We start from the raw sequence: 14,530 nt of genomic DNA, 5'->3' as shown, positions 1-14,530 counted from the left end.
ACCGCCTTATCGACGGCCTGTCCAGCATGGTCCCGCCGGGAGGATTCAGAAATCAGTCGCCCCAGCAGTTCTTGAGGCCCCATTCGGTATCCTTGGAGTCAATCCCTTCAACCGGCTTGTCGGTGATCAGGAACGACCCCGTATTGACGAACCCACTCGGCTTCTTGCCGTTGGTCGCATAGTCCACGACCGCATCGACACCCATGGCCGCCATCTTGTAGGGGAACTGCATGACGGTCGCGGCGATCTTGCCGGCTTTGACGTCGCGAACGCCGGCACAGCCGCCGTCGATCGAGGTCAGCATGACATCGGCCTCTTTGCCGAAGGATTTCAACGCCGCGTAGGCGCCGGCGGCGGCTGGCTCGTTGATGGTGTAGACGGCATTGATCTCGCCATTCTTCGAGAGCAGGTTTTCCATGCCGACCTGGCCCTTGTCCTGCGCACCGTTGGTAATGGCCGAGCCGGCAATAGCCGGATCACCTTCGGCGAGCCCGAAGCCCTTCAGATATCCATTGTGCCGGAACGTATCGACCGTGCCGCCAGGCGTTCCATCGAGCATGGCAAGCACCGGCTTCTTGTCGCCGAGCGCCTTGCGGGCATAGGCGCCCTGCTCCACGCCGGCCTCGAAATTGTCCGTGGCAAACGTCGCGTCGACGGCATCGGCCGGCTCGGTCGCGGTATCGAGCGCGATCACGAGGACCCCTGCATCGCGCGCCTTCTTGATGACACCCAGCATGCCGGTCGAATTGTTCGGCGTCACCAATATGCCTTTGGCGCCCGCGCTGATCAGATCCTCGATCGCAGTGACCTGGCCTTCATTGTCGCCGTCGAACTTGCCGGCGCGGGCGATCAACTTGACGCCCTTGGCCTTGGCCGCCTCTTCGGCAGCCTGACGCATTTTTACAAAGAACGGGTTGACCTCCGTCTTGGTGACGAGGCCAACAATGACTTCCTCGGCCGAGGCATGGGCGGTCACTGCAAAGGCAGTCCCGAAGAACACAAGGCCCGCAACGGTTGATCTCACGACGGTTCCGGATTTGGTGCCGGTCGACATAGGCAAAGTGGACATGAAACTCCTCCCGAGTTGTTGAACCCTTCTCCCAAAGGCCCACTGAGTAACGCATACGTTTTGCATACCGTCAAACATTATATCCATAATTATGTATGTTTTTATACATTATTGTAGGTGTTAGCCGCGCCTCAGGGCGCGCTCTGCATGACGAGGATGCGATTCCGCAACAGAAATCGACGGGTGGCAATCGTCCTTTCAGGCCACCGATTTCGTTTCTTCCGCCGGCCGGTCGAGAGACGCCGCCCTGTTCAGATCGTGCATGGCCTTGCGCACGGCCTGGCTGTCGCTGAGCTGCCGATAATTCTTGTAGAGAGACCGGTAGGCGGCCGCGCTTTCGCGACGGGGCCGATAGGGCGTGAAGGTGCGCGCGCCGAACCGGGCCGTGCCCTCGGCGAAACCGTTCACCAGTTCGGCCGCGACCGCACCATGGACCGCCGCGCCGACGGCCGTTGCATGGGCAATGCTTGGAACCTCTACGACACGCCCCAGCACGTCGGCCATGATCTGCACCAGCAATGGATTGTTCTGAGCCAGCCCGCTCGTCAGGATCACGCGGTTGATAGCAAAATCGCCGGCCTCGAAGAGGTCGACCACCGTGCGAGCGCCAAAACACAGTGACTCGATCAGTGCGCGGTAGATGCCGACGCCCGTGGTCTCGGTGGTGAGGCCGACAAGCATGCCGCTGAGGTCTGAATCCGCGAGCGGCACGCGGTTGCCGTTCCACCAGTCGAGCGCTACGAGATGGTTAGCGCCGGGTTCGAGCCCGGCCGCCTCGCGATTGTAGACACGGAAACTTTCTGCTTCGTCGGCACCACGCGGAAAGGCCTTCACGAACCAGGCGAGCGTGTCGCCGAACCCGGCCTGCCCGGCCTCGTAGCACCAGAGATCACGAACCGATCCATCCTTGGCCACGCCTTCAATGCCGGGCGGCAAAGGACGGAACTGTTCGTTCAACAAGAGATAGACAGCCGAAGTCCCGAGCGCACCGACGAGACAGCCGGACGACACGGCCCCAACCGCGGGCAGCACGACGTGTGAATCAATGACCGCCACCGCGACGATCGCGCGACCGCCGACTCCGGTGCGCGCCCGCCATGCCTCAGACAGGCTTCCAGCCGGCGTGCCAATACGGTGCGGCACCGAGAGCTTTTCGGACAGGCCGGGCACGATGCCCTGCGGATAGCCTTCAGTCTCGGAATACTGGGCCTTGTAGGCTGCAAATCCCAGACTTCGCACTTCGCGGCCGGTCAGCTGCCAGACAAGCCAATCGCCGGACTCGATAAACCGGCCGGCCGCGCTCCATATGTGCGGTGCTTCGCCCGCGATCTGGGCGGCCTTTGGAAGCAGCCATTCCCCGGAAAGCTTGCCGCCGAAATTGCGCAGGAAGGATCCGCCGACACGGTTGATCGCGTCCGCGTAGGGCTGCCCGGCGCGATGCTTCCACAGTTTTACATAGGCATGGGGCTCGCCAGGATGAAGTTCGGAGAGGGCTGTGCCCTCGGTGGTGGTCGGCATCGGGGAGCTTGCCGAGAAGCCCAGCCCGATCGACTCGATGACCCGTCCGCGCCCCAACACACCTAGAATTTCTTCCGCCGCATCGAGATAGTCGGCGGCGTTCTGCAACGCCCATGACCGCTGCAAGGGCGTGCCGTCAAGAAGGCTTTGCGTCATGACGTCATGGCGATAGGCATGCGTGTGGCTGCCGATCTGCTCGCCGGTTGCGGCGTCAAGCAGAACGCCGCGGGCTGACCCGGTGCCGTAGTCCAGTCCGATGACGTAGGTTGCGGTCATCTCGCCTGCTCGACTGCCTGGAGCAGCATCGAGCCGTGGCCATTGCTGAGCACGACGCGATCACGGTCAGGCCAGACGGGATTGGTGGCGTTCTCGACTGCATCCACTGACAGCGCGCGAATGGCGTTCGCCAGGAGATCCGGGTGGGCGAAGTCCTTCTGCGCTGACAACATGTGAGGGCCCGTTTGATCGAGTGACGTAGAAACGTCGGAACAGCGCGGGTCAGCCACGCAAGTTTGTTGGTTCTCCCAGAAGGCGTCCTCTTAGCCATAGATATGTCTATAAGTCAACGTAGTATTGTATATTTTTATTCAAAATATACAAGGCTTTCTTGCGGACAAGCCTTTATCTCCCTTGGGTTTGTGGCTAAATCTCGGGCAAACAGGGAAGAGCGGAATGGCCAGGACAAATGGTACGGCGGAGCATCCCGCCCTTGCGAACAGCGGTGAAATTCTCTCGCTTATTGCTACCGGTGCTGCCACGTCTCGGTCGGCGTTGCTCGACGCGTCGGGATTGTCGCGAGTGACTGTCACCCAGCGCCTGAATGCGCTGATTGACTCGGGCCTGATCCGCGAGACGGCGCGCACCATGCCGAGTGGCGGGAGGCCGACGCGCGTGCTTGGGATCAATGAACGGGCGGGTTTCTTTCTCGTCGCCAATATTGGCGAAGCCTACATCCATCTCGCCGCCATGGACCTCGAACCCGCGATTGTCTCGCAAAGTACAATACCGTTCAACGCGTCGGACGGACCGGCGGCTTCCCTTGAGCAGATTGCCGATGGGTTCGACGTCCTGGCAGCGAAGGCCCGAACCAGCCACGGCTCCCTTTTTGGAGTCAGCCTCAGCATGCCCACGCCGGTCGATTTCAAACGCGGTCGCGTCGTCGGTCCTTCGGTCCTTCACGGGTGGGATGAATTCGACATCATAGGCTGGCTGCGCCGTCGCTTCGATGTGCCAATCTATGTCGAAAATGACGTTAACCTGATGGCGATCCACGAGCATCGCCAGAATTTCCCGCATGTGGATGACATGTTCTTCATCAAAGCGGGAACGGGTATCGGCAGCGGCATTATCGCAGGCGGCAGGATCTTTCGTGGCGCTCAGGGCGCGGCCGGCGACATCGGCCATATCCAGTTCAATTCCGAGAACGCGCCTTTGTGCCGCTGTGGCAAGCTCGGTTGTGTCGAAGCCCGCGCCGGTGGCTGGGCGATTGCCCGGGACCTCTCGAGCAAAGGCTTCCAGGCGGAGAACGCCCGTGATGTCATATCGCTTGTCGAAATGCAGAAGCCGGAAGCCCTGATGCTGCTGCGCAGCGCTGGGCGGGTGATCGGGGAAGTCGCCTCCGATGTCGTCAGTATTCTCAACCCAAGCCTGATCGTGGTGGGCGGCACACTCGCCAAGGGTGGAGAGTTTCTGCTGTCGGGTATCCGCGAGCTTGTCTACCAGCGATGCCTTCCACTTGCCACGCGCGAGTTGCAGATCGTACTTGCCAATCCGCAGAAGGACAGTGCGCTTTTTGGCGCTGCTTATTTGGCGCTTGAGGATATCTTCAGCCTCGGGAAAGTGGAGGAACTCATCGATCGACTTTCCATCGACCGCGCCAATCCACTTTCACAAAGCAGCATGATTTCTGGATGACGCTGTTTCAGTGACACCCATGATCATCGCGACAAGATCCTTCTGAACTCCTTGGCGCACAGTCATCTCGCCCACATTTCTTGCCGCATGACGACAGCACCTACACCAATATCAAGGCTCATCCGCTGATCGACGGCTATGCCCGCCTCGGCATCGACCTGGTGGGCCGCTACCTGGCGCGCCGTCGCCGACGGGGCGGATACCGAAGCGCGGGCCGGGATGATGCTGACCTCTTACTACGGTGGGGTGTGCTTGGGCCGGTCAATACCGCCGGTGGCCATGCTTTGGCCTATCCTCTGGGCACGCGGCTCAAGCTTCCCCATGGGCTGGCCAACGCCATCATCTTCCCGCACGTGCTGGCCTTCAACGCGTCTGCCTGCCCAGACAAGACTGCTGGCGTCGCCTCTATGCTGGGCCTCGGCGCCGGTGCGCGTGCCAACGACATTCTGACGAGCGCCATGGACTATTGCCAGGCGCTCGGCATCGAAATGCGTCTGTCGCGCCATGGCGCACAGGGGCAAGATTTGCCGATCTGGGCCGAGGAGGCCTTTGCCATAAAGCGCCTGATCGACAACAACCCCGGCCGCTCGGGAGCCAGGACATTCTGTCGATCTCTCGAAGCGCGCTCTGATCGACCTGTGGGCCTGCTCGGCGCGTCGGTGCCGGCCTTGCCGGCTGCGGCGCGTAGAACCAGCGCTGTCTTTTGGAGTGCGGATGGAAGGCCCCATTCGTGAGGTCCGTGTCGCTCGCTATGCCTGCCAGGCCGTGGCGGCGACACTAAGGGCTCCCGGCTTCATGCAGAGGCAAACTGTTGACCAAGCCCGGCATTGATCCAGGCACGTGTCTGTTCCAGCACCTCATCCGAAAGCGTGGGATCGTCGATCGCCCGAGCGATAATCACTGCTCCTACCATCGCCGCCCAGCTTCCGATCGCCACGCGGCGTCTGTCTGCCGCATCAAACTCCGGGAGCGCCTTGCCGATACGGTCGATCTGCGAGCGAAGGCCTTCGGTCATGGCCGAGCGTGCAGCCGGGGTCTGATGGCGGATGGCCGCAACAAGGCCCGCCGTTGGGCAACCACCGGCGGCATTATCGCGATGACGGGGCGAAAGATAGGCATCGACATATGCGCGAAGATCGCCCTCTCCACCTGCGTCCAGGGCGAGGACATGGGCAAGGGTCTGCGCGATCAGGTCGTCCTTCGAACTGAAATGGCCATAGAAGCCGCCATGGGTGAGCCCGGCGGCTTTCATCACCTCCGCCACGCTGACTGCATCGAACCCCTTGTCGCGAAACAGCCGGCTGGCGACATCCAGAATTCGGCGACGGTTCTCCGCCATCTGTTCTCGACTGACCTTCATTTCAAATTCTCCGCCGGACCCCTGTTGACATTTACATGATGGCTATCATATTTAACTTCAATCATGATGATCGTCATGAATATAGGTTCCATCAGAGAAAAGAGCAATGCCATGACCACCATCCCGTCAGTCCTCATTACCGGCGCCTCCACCGGCATCGGAGCCGCCTATGCCGAGCGCTTCGCGCGCCGCGGGCACGACCTCGTGCTGGTTGCCCGTGACATGGCACGAATGGAGGCTCTGGGGACCCGTCTGCGTCAGGAAAATGGCGTGGCGATCGACATCATCCAGGCTGATCTTACGCTGCCTACCGAGCTTGCAACGGTGGAGACGAGGCTGCGCGATGACGCCCGCATCGGGATCCTCGTCAACAATGCCGGAACGGCCATCGGCGGAAGCTTCATCGAGCAGGGCACCGACGACGTCGCGCGGCTCGTTGCGCTCAACACGACCGCACTTTTGCGACTTGCCAGCGCCATGGCCCCGCGTCTTGCGAAGGCCGGCGAAGGAGCGATCGTCAACATCGGCTCCGTGGTCGGCCTGGCGCCGGAGTTCGGCATGACGGTCTACGGCGCAACCAAAGCCTTCGTGCTGTTTCTGTCGCAGGGGCTCAGCCTCGAGCTCGCGCCGAAGGGTGTCTACGTCCAAGCCGTGCTTCCCGCCACGACGCGAACGGAGATCTGGGACCACGTCGGCGCCGACATCAACACGCTTTCCAACGTGATGGAGGTGGGCGATCTGGTTGATGCGGCGCTGGTCGGCTTCGACCGCCGCGAACCGGTGACTATTCCGCCGCTTCCCGATGCCGGGCAGTGGGACGCGCTTCAGGCCGCGCGCCAGGCCATGCTTCCGAACTATCGGAACGAACATCCCGCCGAGCGGTACCGCACGGTCGCCTGAGCACCAACGCAGCCACTTCGATAAACGACCCCGCCGCGGCGGGGACAAAACAAAGGTGACCTATGACAAGCAAAACGCTGTTTGAGCCCTATACTCTCGGCTCGCTGACCCTCTCCAATCGTATCGTCATGGCGCCCCTGACGCGCAATCGCGCTGGCCCAGGCTTCGTTCCAGGCGATCTCGCCGCGGAGTATTACGGCCAGCGCGCGTCGGCCGGCCTGCTGATTTCCGAGGCTACGCAGATCTCGCAGCAGGGACAGGGCTACCAGGACACGCCCGGCATCTACTCCCAGGCGCAGATCGACGGCTGGCGCAAGGTCACCGACGCCGTGCACACCAAGGGTGGCCGGATCTTCCTGCAGCTCTGGCATGTCGGCCGCGTCTCGCACGTCGACCTTCAGGAGCATGGCGCCGCGCCCGTCGCGCCCTCGGCGATCCGGGCCGCGACCAAGACGTTCGTGAACAACGGCTTCGTCGAGGTTTCGGAGCCCCGAGCGCTGGCGCTCGACGAGCTTGCGGGGATCGTCAACGATTTCCGGCAAGCAGCCGCGAACGCCATTGAGGCCGGCTTCGATGGCGTCGAGATTCACGGCGCCAACGGCTATCTGCTGGACCAATTCGCCAAGGACGGCGCCAATGTCCGCACGGATGCTTATGGCGGATCGGTCGAGAACCGCGCCCGGCTGATGCTGGACGTTACGGCTGCGGTGGTCGAGGAGATCGGCGCTGAGCGTACCGGCATCCGGATTTCGCCCATCTCGCCCGCCAACGGCGTCTCGAGCGGCGCCCCCCAGGCGCAGTTCGACTATATCGTCGATCAACTCGACGCCTTGGGCATCGTCTACATCCATGTCGTCGAGGGCGCCACGGGCGGACCGCGCGATGTCGCGCCGTTCGACTTCGGGTCGCTCCGCCGGCGCTTCAACAACACCTATATCGCCAACAACGGCTATGACCTTGACCTCGCTGCGTCGCAGCTCGCCGACGGCAAGGCGGACCTGTTCGCCTTCGGGCGCCCGTTCATCGCCAATCCTGACCTTGTGGAACGGCTGAGGACGCGCGCGCCGCTGGCGGAGTTCAACCCGGCGACGCTCTATGGCGGCGGCTCCGCCGGCTATACCGACTATCCCGCGATCGCCGCCTCAAGCCACCCATGAGCCCATCGGAGCGCCGCGCCTGCGCGGCAGCCATCCCAACTCGACGGCAGCACCTTATCCTCTCGGAGAACATCGCAATGCGTATTCTGAAACAATCTGCCGTTATCGCGCTCACCGTGGTCGCCGCGCTCGCGTCCTCGGCAGCGAGGGCGGACAATGCCTCGCCAGTCGGTTTGTGGAGGAACGTCGACGACGTCAGCGGCAAACCAAGGGCGCTGATCCGCATCACGGAAGCGAATGTGAGCTTGCAGGGCAAGATCGAGAAAGTCTTCCTAGCCCCGAACGAAAGCCCGACCTGTACGAAGTGCGAAGGCGCGCTCAAGAATGCGCCCGTCGTCGGCCTGGTGATCCTGTCCGGCCTGAAAAAGGATGGCGCCGGATTTACCGGCGGCCAAATCCTCGATCCGGATAATGGCAAAACCTATAGCAGCAAGATCTACGTGACCGATGGCGGCAAGAAGCTAAACGTGCGCGGCTACATAGGCGTGTCATTGCTGGGTCGTTCGCAGATTTGGCAGCGCCAGGAATAAGCGGCCGAGATCGACAGGGAAAGTGCTCGATCCAGAGAAAACCTCTTAGAAAGGAAAAACGGCTTAGCGAGATGCCGGAGCCAGCAGTGCGGACTGACAATGTACTGATCGAGATCGACGCGGCCAGCTCAATCTTCTGGATTCCAGATTCGCGCTCCCTCATTCCCATTCGATTGTTCAAACAGCATATAACTCATTGACAAAAAATTACGCTCTTGATTTTAAAGGGAAAATCGCCACAAAAAGATATTTTGAGATTTCGCCAACTATCGGGGCCAATCGGCCGATTTTTTTGCACCTTTCGGCGTTCGACGCAGCGCCCAAGCCGTCTCGAAAAGCACCGTCACCGCCCCAGCTAAGGCATTAGCCAGAAGCCATCGCGATCGACAAGCAACCGGTGTTGCACAGATCCTACTGCAGGCGGTGTGCTGTGAGCGCTGGCATCCACTCGATTCCTGCCGAATTTCCGGCTAGCCTGGGTGATAGATGGCTCAGTTCTGGTGGGTGATTCATAATCAGACCGCCCATCAAGAGATTGATGGGCAGCACCTTTGGTCCCCCAAGACCGAGAGCAATGGCGCGCGAAGTGAGTTCTACAACAATATGCGCCGTGCGACGCCCGGCGACCTTGTCGTTTCGTATGCCGATCAAGCAATTAGGTATATTGGCAGGATAGCGGAATTCGTCTTCACCGCTCCGAAACCAATGGAGTTCGGAGAGACCGGGGCTTATTGGAATCAAGAGGGATGGCTTCTGCCGAACTTTGGGACACCGGGTTTCCCTTCGATCCATCCCCAAGACAATAATACGGAATCTAGGCCCGCTCCTGCCGAGGCGATATTCGCCATTCCATCTAGTTTCGGGCTCAGGCAATCAGAAAGCCTATCCAACAGGCATTCCACAGAATACCTTCGAGTTGGTGATAGCTTGCGCCACTTTCGGCCGCGAGGCGCTGTCACGCGGCGGCTTGAATAGCCCGAACTTTGAGGTGATTAATGAGCTTGGACGACATTGTCGAACGTCGTATAGCGGACGACGATCAGCTTGAAGACACGATCAAAAAGAGCGGCATCCTTGGACCTCCTGGGTAGTACAAATTGAAAATTGCGGCCTCATGTTTCAAACAGGTCGGTGGATGACCCGCGAGGATGGTTTCGAAGCGGGGTCGCCTACGGTCCTCAAGGCGAGAATTCTAGAAGACGTTCAGCAATGACCCATCACGTACAAAACGCTCGAATTCTCATGTACAGCCACGACACGTTCGGGCTCGGCCACTTGCAGCGCTGCCGGACAATCGCGCATTCGCTGGTCGAGGATTTCCGCGGACTTCAGGTGCTTATCATTTCGGGTGCGACTATCGCTGGCGCCTTCGACTACCGCGCCCGTGTCGACTTCGTGAAGATCCCCAGCGTCATCAAGTTGCGCAACGGCGAATACACCTCGCTGGAAAAGGATATCGATCTGCATGAGACGCTAAGGATGCGCCAGTCGATCATCCGCCACACCGCCGAGACCTTCCGGCCGGATATCTTCATCGTCGACAAGGAACCGCTCGGCCTGCGCGGTGAGATTGAGGACACTCTGTCCTACCTCAAGACGCGGGGCACCACGCTCGTGCTTGGCCTGCGCGAGGTGATGGACGCGCCGCATCTGCTCGAAGCGGAGTGGGCACGCAAAGATGTGATGCGCAAGATAGGCCTGTTCTACGACAAGGTCTGGGCCTATGGTCCGCCGGATTTCTACGATCCGTTGACTGGCTTGGATGTGCCGCCGGCTATCAGGGCAAAGATGAGGTTCGTCGGGTTCCTGCAACGGAGCCTGCAGCGGAACGAGTTGCCCGGCCACCGGCCCGAGGGCGACTATATCCTCGTTACCACCGGTGGCGGCGGTGACGGCGCCGACCTGATCCACGACGTCATCGATGCCTATCACCAGGATCCGCAATTGCAGCATAGGGCGCTGATCGTGCTTGGGCCTTACATGCCGGCGCGCAAGCGCAACAAGCTGCTCAAGAAGGGGTGCAAGATCCCCTACATCAAGATGATCGAGTTCGACAACCGCATGGAAGACCTGATTGCCGGCGCCAAGGCGGTAGTGGCGATGGGCGGTTACAACACCTATTGCGAGATACTATCTTTCGACAAGCCGGCGCTGATCGTGCCGCGCGTCACGCCCCGCGAGGAACAACTGATCCGCGCACGGCGCGCAGCCGAACTCGGCCTTATCGAGATGCTTTTGCCGGAAGAAGCCGAGGATTCCCAGCGGTTTGCCAATGCACTGAAGGTGCTGCCGGAGCGGCCCCGCCCATCGCAGAGCAATCCGCATCTGACGCTGGAAGGGCTGCCTCATATTTCCGAAATCGTCGCGGAACTGCTCGACCGGCGGGCCGGCCATCACCTTTCGGTCATTGAAGGCATGAACTGAGTTGCAACATCGCAAGATCGTCGTGGTTCTGAAGGGCTATCCACGGCTGTCGGAAACCTTCATCGCGCAGGAACTGCTCGGTCTGGAGCGTGCGGGGTTCGACCTGATACTCGTCGCGCTCAGGCGGCCGACCGACTCAAAACGCCACCCCGTGCATGACGAGATCAAAGCGCTCGTCCACTATCTGCCGGAATATCTGCATGAAGAGCCGCTGCGCGTGGTTCGCTCGCTGTTTGCCTGTATGCTGTGGCCGGGCTTCTGGCGCGCGCTCGGATCGCTGGCTAGCGATATCCCCCGCGACTTTACGCGCAATCGCGCGCGCCGCTTCGGGCAAGCGCTCGTGCTGGCGGCCGAATGGCCGGAAGGCGCGGGCTGGCTGCATGCACATTTCGCGCATACGCCGGCATCGGTGACGCGCTATGCCAGCCAGCTTCGTGGACTGCCCTGGAGCTGCTCGGCCCATGCCAAGGACATCTGGACTTCGGCGGACTGGGATCTGGCCGGCAAGCTTTCCTCGGCGCGCTGGACAGTCACTTGCACGAAAACCGGCTTCGACCGTCTGAAAAAACTCGCTAACGGCAGCTCCTCTGTGCATCTGAGCTATCATGGGCTCGACCTTGATCGCTTCGGCAGTTTCGGCGAGGCGCGAAAACAGCATGATGGCTCGGCGCCGGACGAACCGGTTATCGTTTTGAGTGTCGGGCGCGCCGTTGAAAAGAAAGGTTACGATACCTTGCTGGAGGCCCTCGCCCTCTTGTCTGGTGATTTGGCGTGGCGTTTCGAGCATATCGGCGGTGGCGAGGAACTGGAACGGCTCAAGGCGCTGGCGCAAAAGCTCGGACTGGATGGTCGCGTCTCTTGGAAAGGCGCGCTTGCGCAGGAGGAGGTGCTTGAGCACTACCGAGGCGCCGACATCTTCGCCCTGGCCTGCAGGATCACCGCAAATGGCGACCGGGACGGTCTGCCGAATGTTCTGGTGGAGGCGGCCAGCCAGAGGCTTGCCTGCGTGTCGACCGATATTTCCGGCGTGCCGGAGCTCTTATCGCCGGATGAAACCGGGCTGCTGGTTCCGACGGAAAACCCAATTGCCCTGGCACAGGCGCTGGAGCGCCTGATCCGTGATCCCGTGCTGCGCGCCCGCCTCGGCGAGGCCGCGGAGCGGCGCGTGCGCGGCAATTTCGATCATATGGCAAGCATTGGACAGCTCAAGGAACTGTTCGAGCGGGAGTGGCGGGCCGCCGAATGAAGCGGCTGCGCGCTTTCTTCTATGTCCAGCACCTGCTCGGCATCGGCCATCTCGCGCGCGCCAGCCGCATTGCGGCGGCTCTGGTCGATGACGGGTTTGACGTAACCGTCGTGACCGGCGGGGCGCCGATCGCGGGGTTTCCGGGACGGGGTGTAAAATCTGTAACCCTGCCACCTGTCACCTCCGGTGATGAAGGATTTTCCGGACTCGTCGACCTGCAGGGCAAACCCATCGATGATGATTTCAAGAAATGGCGTTCGGAGCTGCTGCTGCAGGCATTCCGGGATTGCAGGCCTGATATTGTCATTGTCGAGGCGTTTCCATTTGGACGCCGGCAGATGCGTTTCGAACTCTTGCCGCTGATCGAGGCCATCGACGCGACATCGCCCAGACCGCTGCTGGCGACGTCCGTCCGTGATATCCTTCAGGAGCGCGTCAAGCCGGGCCGAAACGAGGAAACGGTCGATCTCATCAACAGGCATTTCGACCTTGTCATGGTCCACGGCGATCCGGCTTTCGCAACCATCGACAAGACATTTCCACTGGCTGGGGCGATCAGGACCGAGGTCACCTACACAGGGCTCGTTGCCGCGCCGCCAGCGCCCGCGACCTCCGAGCGCTTCGACGTTCTGGTGTCGGTTGGCGGCGGGGCTGCCGGAAAGAGCCTTGTCAGCTCCACCATCGCAGCGGCGCGGAATGCTAACAACGGTTGGAAATGGTGTTTGATCACCGGCCCAAACCTGCCGAAAGACGAGTTTGACGCGATCGCACACGATGCCACGCCGGGCCTGTCCATCTTCCGGTTCCGCGAGGATTTCGCCAGCCTGCTGACCGGCGCCCGCCTGTCAGCCTCGCAGGCGGGTTACAACACGGTCTGCGATGTCCTGCGCGCGGGTTGTCGCTCCCTGCTCGTTCCATTTGCAGCCGGCGGGGAAACCGAACAGACGGTTCGCGCCCTGATGCTCGAAGAACTCGGTCTTGCAACGGTGCTGATGGAAAATGACCTGACGCCTGAAGGTTTGGCGCAAGCGATCGAACAGGCGCTTGTGGGACCGACGCCATCCGCGCATCGTCTCGATCTGGAAGGCGCGCGTCACTCGGCGCAAATCCTGCGTGAGCGGTATCGAACCTGGTCCCTTAAAGTGAGGCCCGGTTTCGGAAAAGTATATGATCAAACAGACGATGGATTCTAACGCGCGTCTGGCGAGGTTCGTGCGACGCGCTTCAAGTCCTTGTTTTTATCCACGTCGTTGTCCCAAAACCGCTACGCGGGCGAAATGCATTAAACAGTTCCAATCAGCATGAAGCGCGTATAATTTTTTGTCGGTAGTTCGCCGGAGAACCGCACCTCCCGTAGCGCCGCCATTGCTTCGAAGGCTGCAAGTGAGGCCACGCAGTTGATGTGCGTTGGCTCGCTGAAATAATCGTTCGATTGTAGCAGTACATTCATGCCCCGCGGAAGCAGAGCAAGCCAGGCGCGCAGATCGGCTATGTGTTCGCAGCTCGTATTGACCGTCAGGTCGGGCCGCCCGGCCGCATAGTCGAGTGCGTACATATCTGCCGTCAGCGCCCGGAACCGGTCGCCGGCTTCCCGGTTGAGGGTCCGGGCGACCGGCGCGACTTCGGGATCGATGTCGATGCTATCGACCGCCGCGATGTCGAAGCGGGCGTCGTTGAAAAGCATTGCCGGCAATATGCCGTACCATCCACCCAGAACCCATATGCGCTCGAACCGCCCGCCGCAGCTTTCGAACAGCCTATCGAGCGCCCACATCTTGCAGGCGACCTGCTTGTGGTTGAAGGCGTTGGCGATATCGGCCTTCGGATGCTTGGTCACGACGCGCGCCAGCCCTGCCACGAGAGGGCAGTTGACATAGGCGGCAATTCCGCGCGTGAGGTCCAAGGCTTGCTCGTGCCAGTCCAAGCCGGCATTGCGTGGTTGCGTGACATCCATCATATTCGCCTTGTATGTTGGGATTTCGGGCGACACAACGCAATCTTGCCTCGCGCAAGGCTGTTGATTCGCGGATGTGATTATGCTGCAAGCTGCTTCGCCATTGCCCGGTGCCGGAGAGAGCCTGTTGCATCTGTCCGGAGCAGCGGCGTCCATCTGGCAGCACCAGCCGCGCAGCCGGGGCCTCGTGCCGCTCGGCTATTCGCCAAAACCCTACGGAAGCCGCGAACCGTTCGGCCAGCTGCAGTCTTCGCTGATCGCCAATTCCCACGTCGTTGTCATCGACCATGCGCCGGAACTGGATCGCGCCGCCTCGCAGGTTCCGTCCATCGTTGAGCGCAGGACAATCTCCGTGCACTGCAGCTTCGAGCTTGCCGCTGGCGACGAAGAAATCGCCGATATGCTATTCGCCAGCAGGTGCTTTTACATCCTGCATCTTTCCAACTGAAGGGTCCACA

At 61.0% G+C, this 14,530-nt stretch carries 14 protein-coding genes; 9 read left to right on the top strand and 5 right to left on the bottom strand.

Translation table 11 applies throughout. The features are described from left to right. Nucleotides 1-52: 52 nt before the first annotated feature. The 3 genes from RPG13_RS11210 to RPG13_RS11200 form a co-directional block, all read right to left on the bottom strand. Nucleotides 53-1,069 carry a substrate-binding domain-containing protein gene (locus RPG13_RS11210; RefSeq protein ID WP_292622211.1) on the bottom strand — a complete coding sequence of 339 codons (1,017 nt, stop codon included), beginning with the start codon at nucleotides 1,067-1,069 and terminating at the stop codon, nucleotides 53-55. A 198-nt stretch (nucleotides 1,070-1,267) separates the two neighbouring features. Continuing rightward, nucleotides 1,268-2,863: an FGGY-family carbohydrate kinase gene (locus RPG13_RS11205; RefSeq protein ID WP_337125028.1), complete on the bottom strand. Its 1,596-nt coding sequence runs from the start codon at nucleotides 2,861-2,863 to the stop codon at nucleotides 1,268-1,270. Continuing rightward, a complete protein-coding gene (locus RPG13_RS11200) occupies nucleotides 2,860-3,036 on the bottom strand; it encodes a hypothetical protein (RefSeq protein ID WP_206437535.1) in 177 nt (58 codons plus the stop codon). Before RPG13_RS11200 ends, RPG13_RS11205 begins: the two co-directional genes overlap by 4 nt. Nucleotides 3,037-3,259: 223 nt before the next feature. Here RPG13_RS11200 and RPG13_RS11195 point away from each other — a divergent pair, with 223 nt between their 5' ends. Next, nucleotides 3,260-4,501: an ROK family transcriptional regulator gene (locus RPG13_RS11195; protein WP_095483635.1), complete on the top strand. Its 1,242-nt coding sequence runs from the start codon at nucleotides 3,260-3,262 to the stop codon at nucleotides 4,499-4,501. Nucleotides 4,502-4,581: 80 nt separating this feature from the next. Continuing rightward, nucleotides 4,582-5,235, top strand: coding sequence for an iron-containing alcohol dehydrogenase (locus RPG13_RS11190; RefSeq protein WP_126103583.1), 654 nt, complete (start codon nucleotides 4,582-4,584; stop codon nucleotides 5,233-5,235). Between the two features lie 59 nt (nucleotides 5,236-5,294). On the opposite strand, the gene RPG13_RS11185 is transcribed toward RPG13_RS11190, so the two are convergent. Then, nucleotides 5,295-5,861: a TetR/AcrR family transcriptional regulator gene (locus RPG13_RS11185; protein WP_126103584.1), complete on the bottom strand. Its 567-nt coding sequence runs from the start codon at nucleotides 5,859-5,861 to the stop codon at nucleotides 5,295-5,297. Between the two features lie 111 nt (nucleotides 5,862-5,972). Between RPG13_RS11185 and RPG13_RS11180 the strand changes: the two genes are divergently transcribed. The 6 genes from RPG13_RS11180 (at nucleotide 5,973) to RPG13_RS11155 (ending at nucleotide 13,311) form a co-directional block, all read left to right on the top strand. Next, nucleotides 5,973-6,761 (top strand): SDR family NAD(P)-dependent oxidoreductase, encoded by a 789-nt coding sequence (locus tag RPG13_RS11180; protein WP_126103585.1) that lies wholly within the window; start codon nucleotides 5,973-5,975, stop codon nucleotides 6,759-6,761. A 62-nt stretch (nucleotides 6,762-6,823) separates the two neighbouring features. Next, complete coding sequence (locus RPG13_RS11175) at nucleotides 6,824-7,918, top strand: alkene reductase (RefSeq protein ID WP_127289342.1); 1,095 nt, start codon at nucleotides 6,824-6,826, stop codon at nucleotides 7,916-7,918. Beyond that, complete coding sequence (locus RPG13_RS11170) at nucleotides 7,915-8,448, top strand: DUF2147 domain-containing protein (protein WP_245458102.1); 534 nt, start codon at nucleotides 7,915-7,917, stop codon at nucleotides 8,446-8,448. Before RPG13_RS11175 ends, RPG13_RS11170 begins: the two co-directional genes overlap by 4 nt. Before the next feature lie 1,209 nt (nucleotides 8,449-9,657). Beyond that, nucleotides 9,658-10,872 carry a glycosyltransferase family protein gene (locus tag RPG13_RS11165; RefSeq protein ID WP_095483629.1) on the top strand — a complete coding sequence of 405 codons (1,215 nt, stop codon included), beginning with the start codon at nucleotides 9,658-9,660 and terminating at the stop codon, nucleotides 10,870-10,872. A 1-nt stretch (nucleotide 10,873) separates the two neighbouring features. Further along, nucleotides 10,874-12,118 carry a glycosyltransferase gene (locus RPG13_RS11160; RefSeq protein ID WP_337125027.1) on the top strand — a complete coding sequence of 415 codons (1,245 nt, stop codon included), beginning with the start codon at nucleotides 10,874-10,876 and terminating at the stop codon, nucleotides 12,116-12,118. Further along, nucleotides 12,115-13,311, top strand: a complete 1,197-nt coding sequence (locus RPG13_RS11155) for a glycosyltransferase family protein (protein ID WP_095483627.1) — start codon at nucleotides 12,115-12,117, stop codon at nucleotides 13,309-13,311. Before RPG13_RS11160 ends, RPG13_RS11155 begins: the two co-directional genes overlap by 4 nt. 89 nt (nucleotides 13,312-13,400) lie before the next feature. On the opposite strand, the gene RPG13_RS11150 is transcribed toward RPG13_RS11155, so the two are convergent. Further along, nucleotides 13,401-14,072: a class I SAM-dependent methyltransferase gene (locus RPG13_RS11150; RefSeq protein ID WP_292713293.1), complete on the bottom strand. Its 672-nt coding sequence runs from the start codon at nucleotides 14,070-14,072 to the stop codon at nucleotides 13,401-13,403. Nucleotides 14,073-14,154: 82 nt separating this feature from the next. Between RPG13_RS11150 and RPG13_RS11145 the strand changes: the two genes are divergently transcribed. Further along, the gene (locus tag RPG13_RS11145) at nucleotides 14,155-14,520 is read left to right on the top strand and encodes a hypothetical protein (RefSeq protein ID WP_126103587.1); all 366 of its coding nucleotides are present in this window, start codon (nucleotides 14,155-14,157) and stop codon (nucleotides 14,518-14,520) included. Nucleotides 14,521-14,530: the final 10 nt, after the last annotated feature.

The sequence above is a fragment of the Mesorhizobium sp. ISC15 genome (assembly GCF_037162615.1).
GTDB lineage: Bacteria > Pseudomonadota > Alphaproteobacteria > Rhizobiales > Rhizobiaceae > Mesorhizobium > Mesorhizobium mediterraneum.
This window is presented reverse-complemented; position numbering and strand designations above follow the sequence as displayed.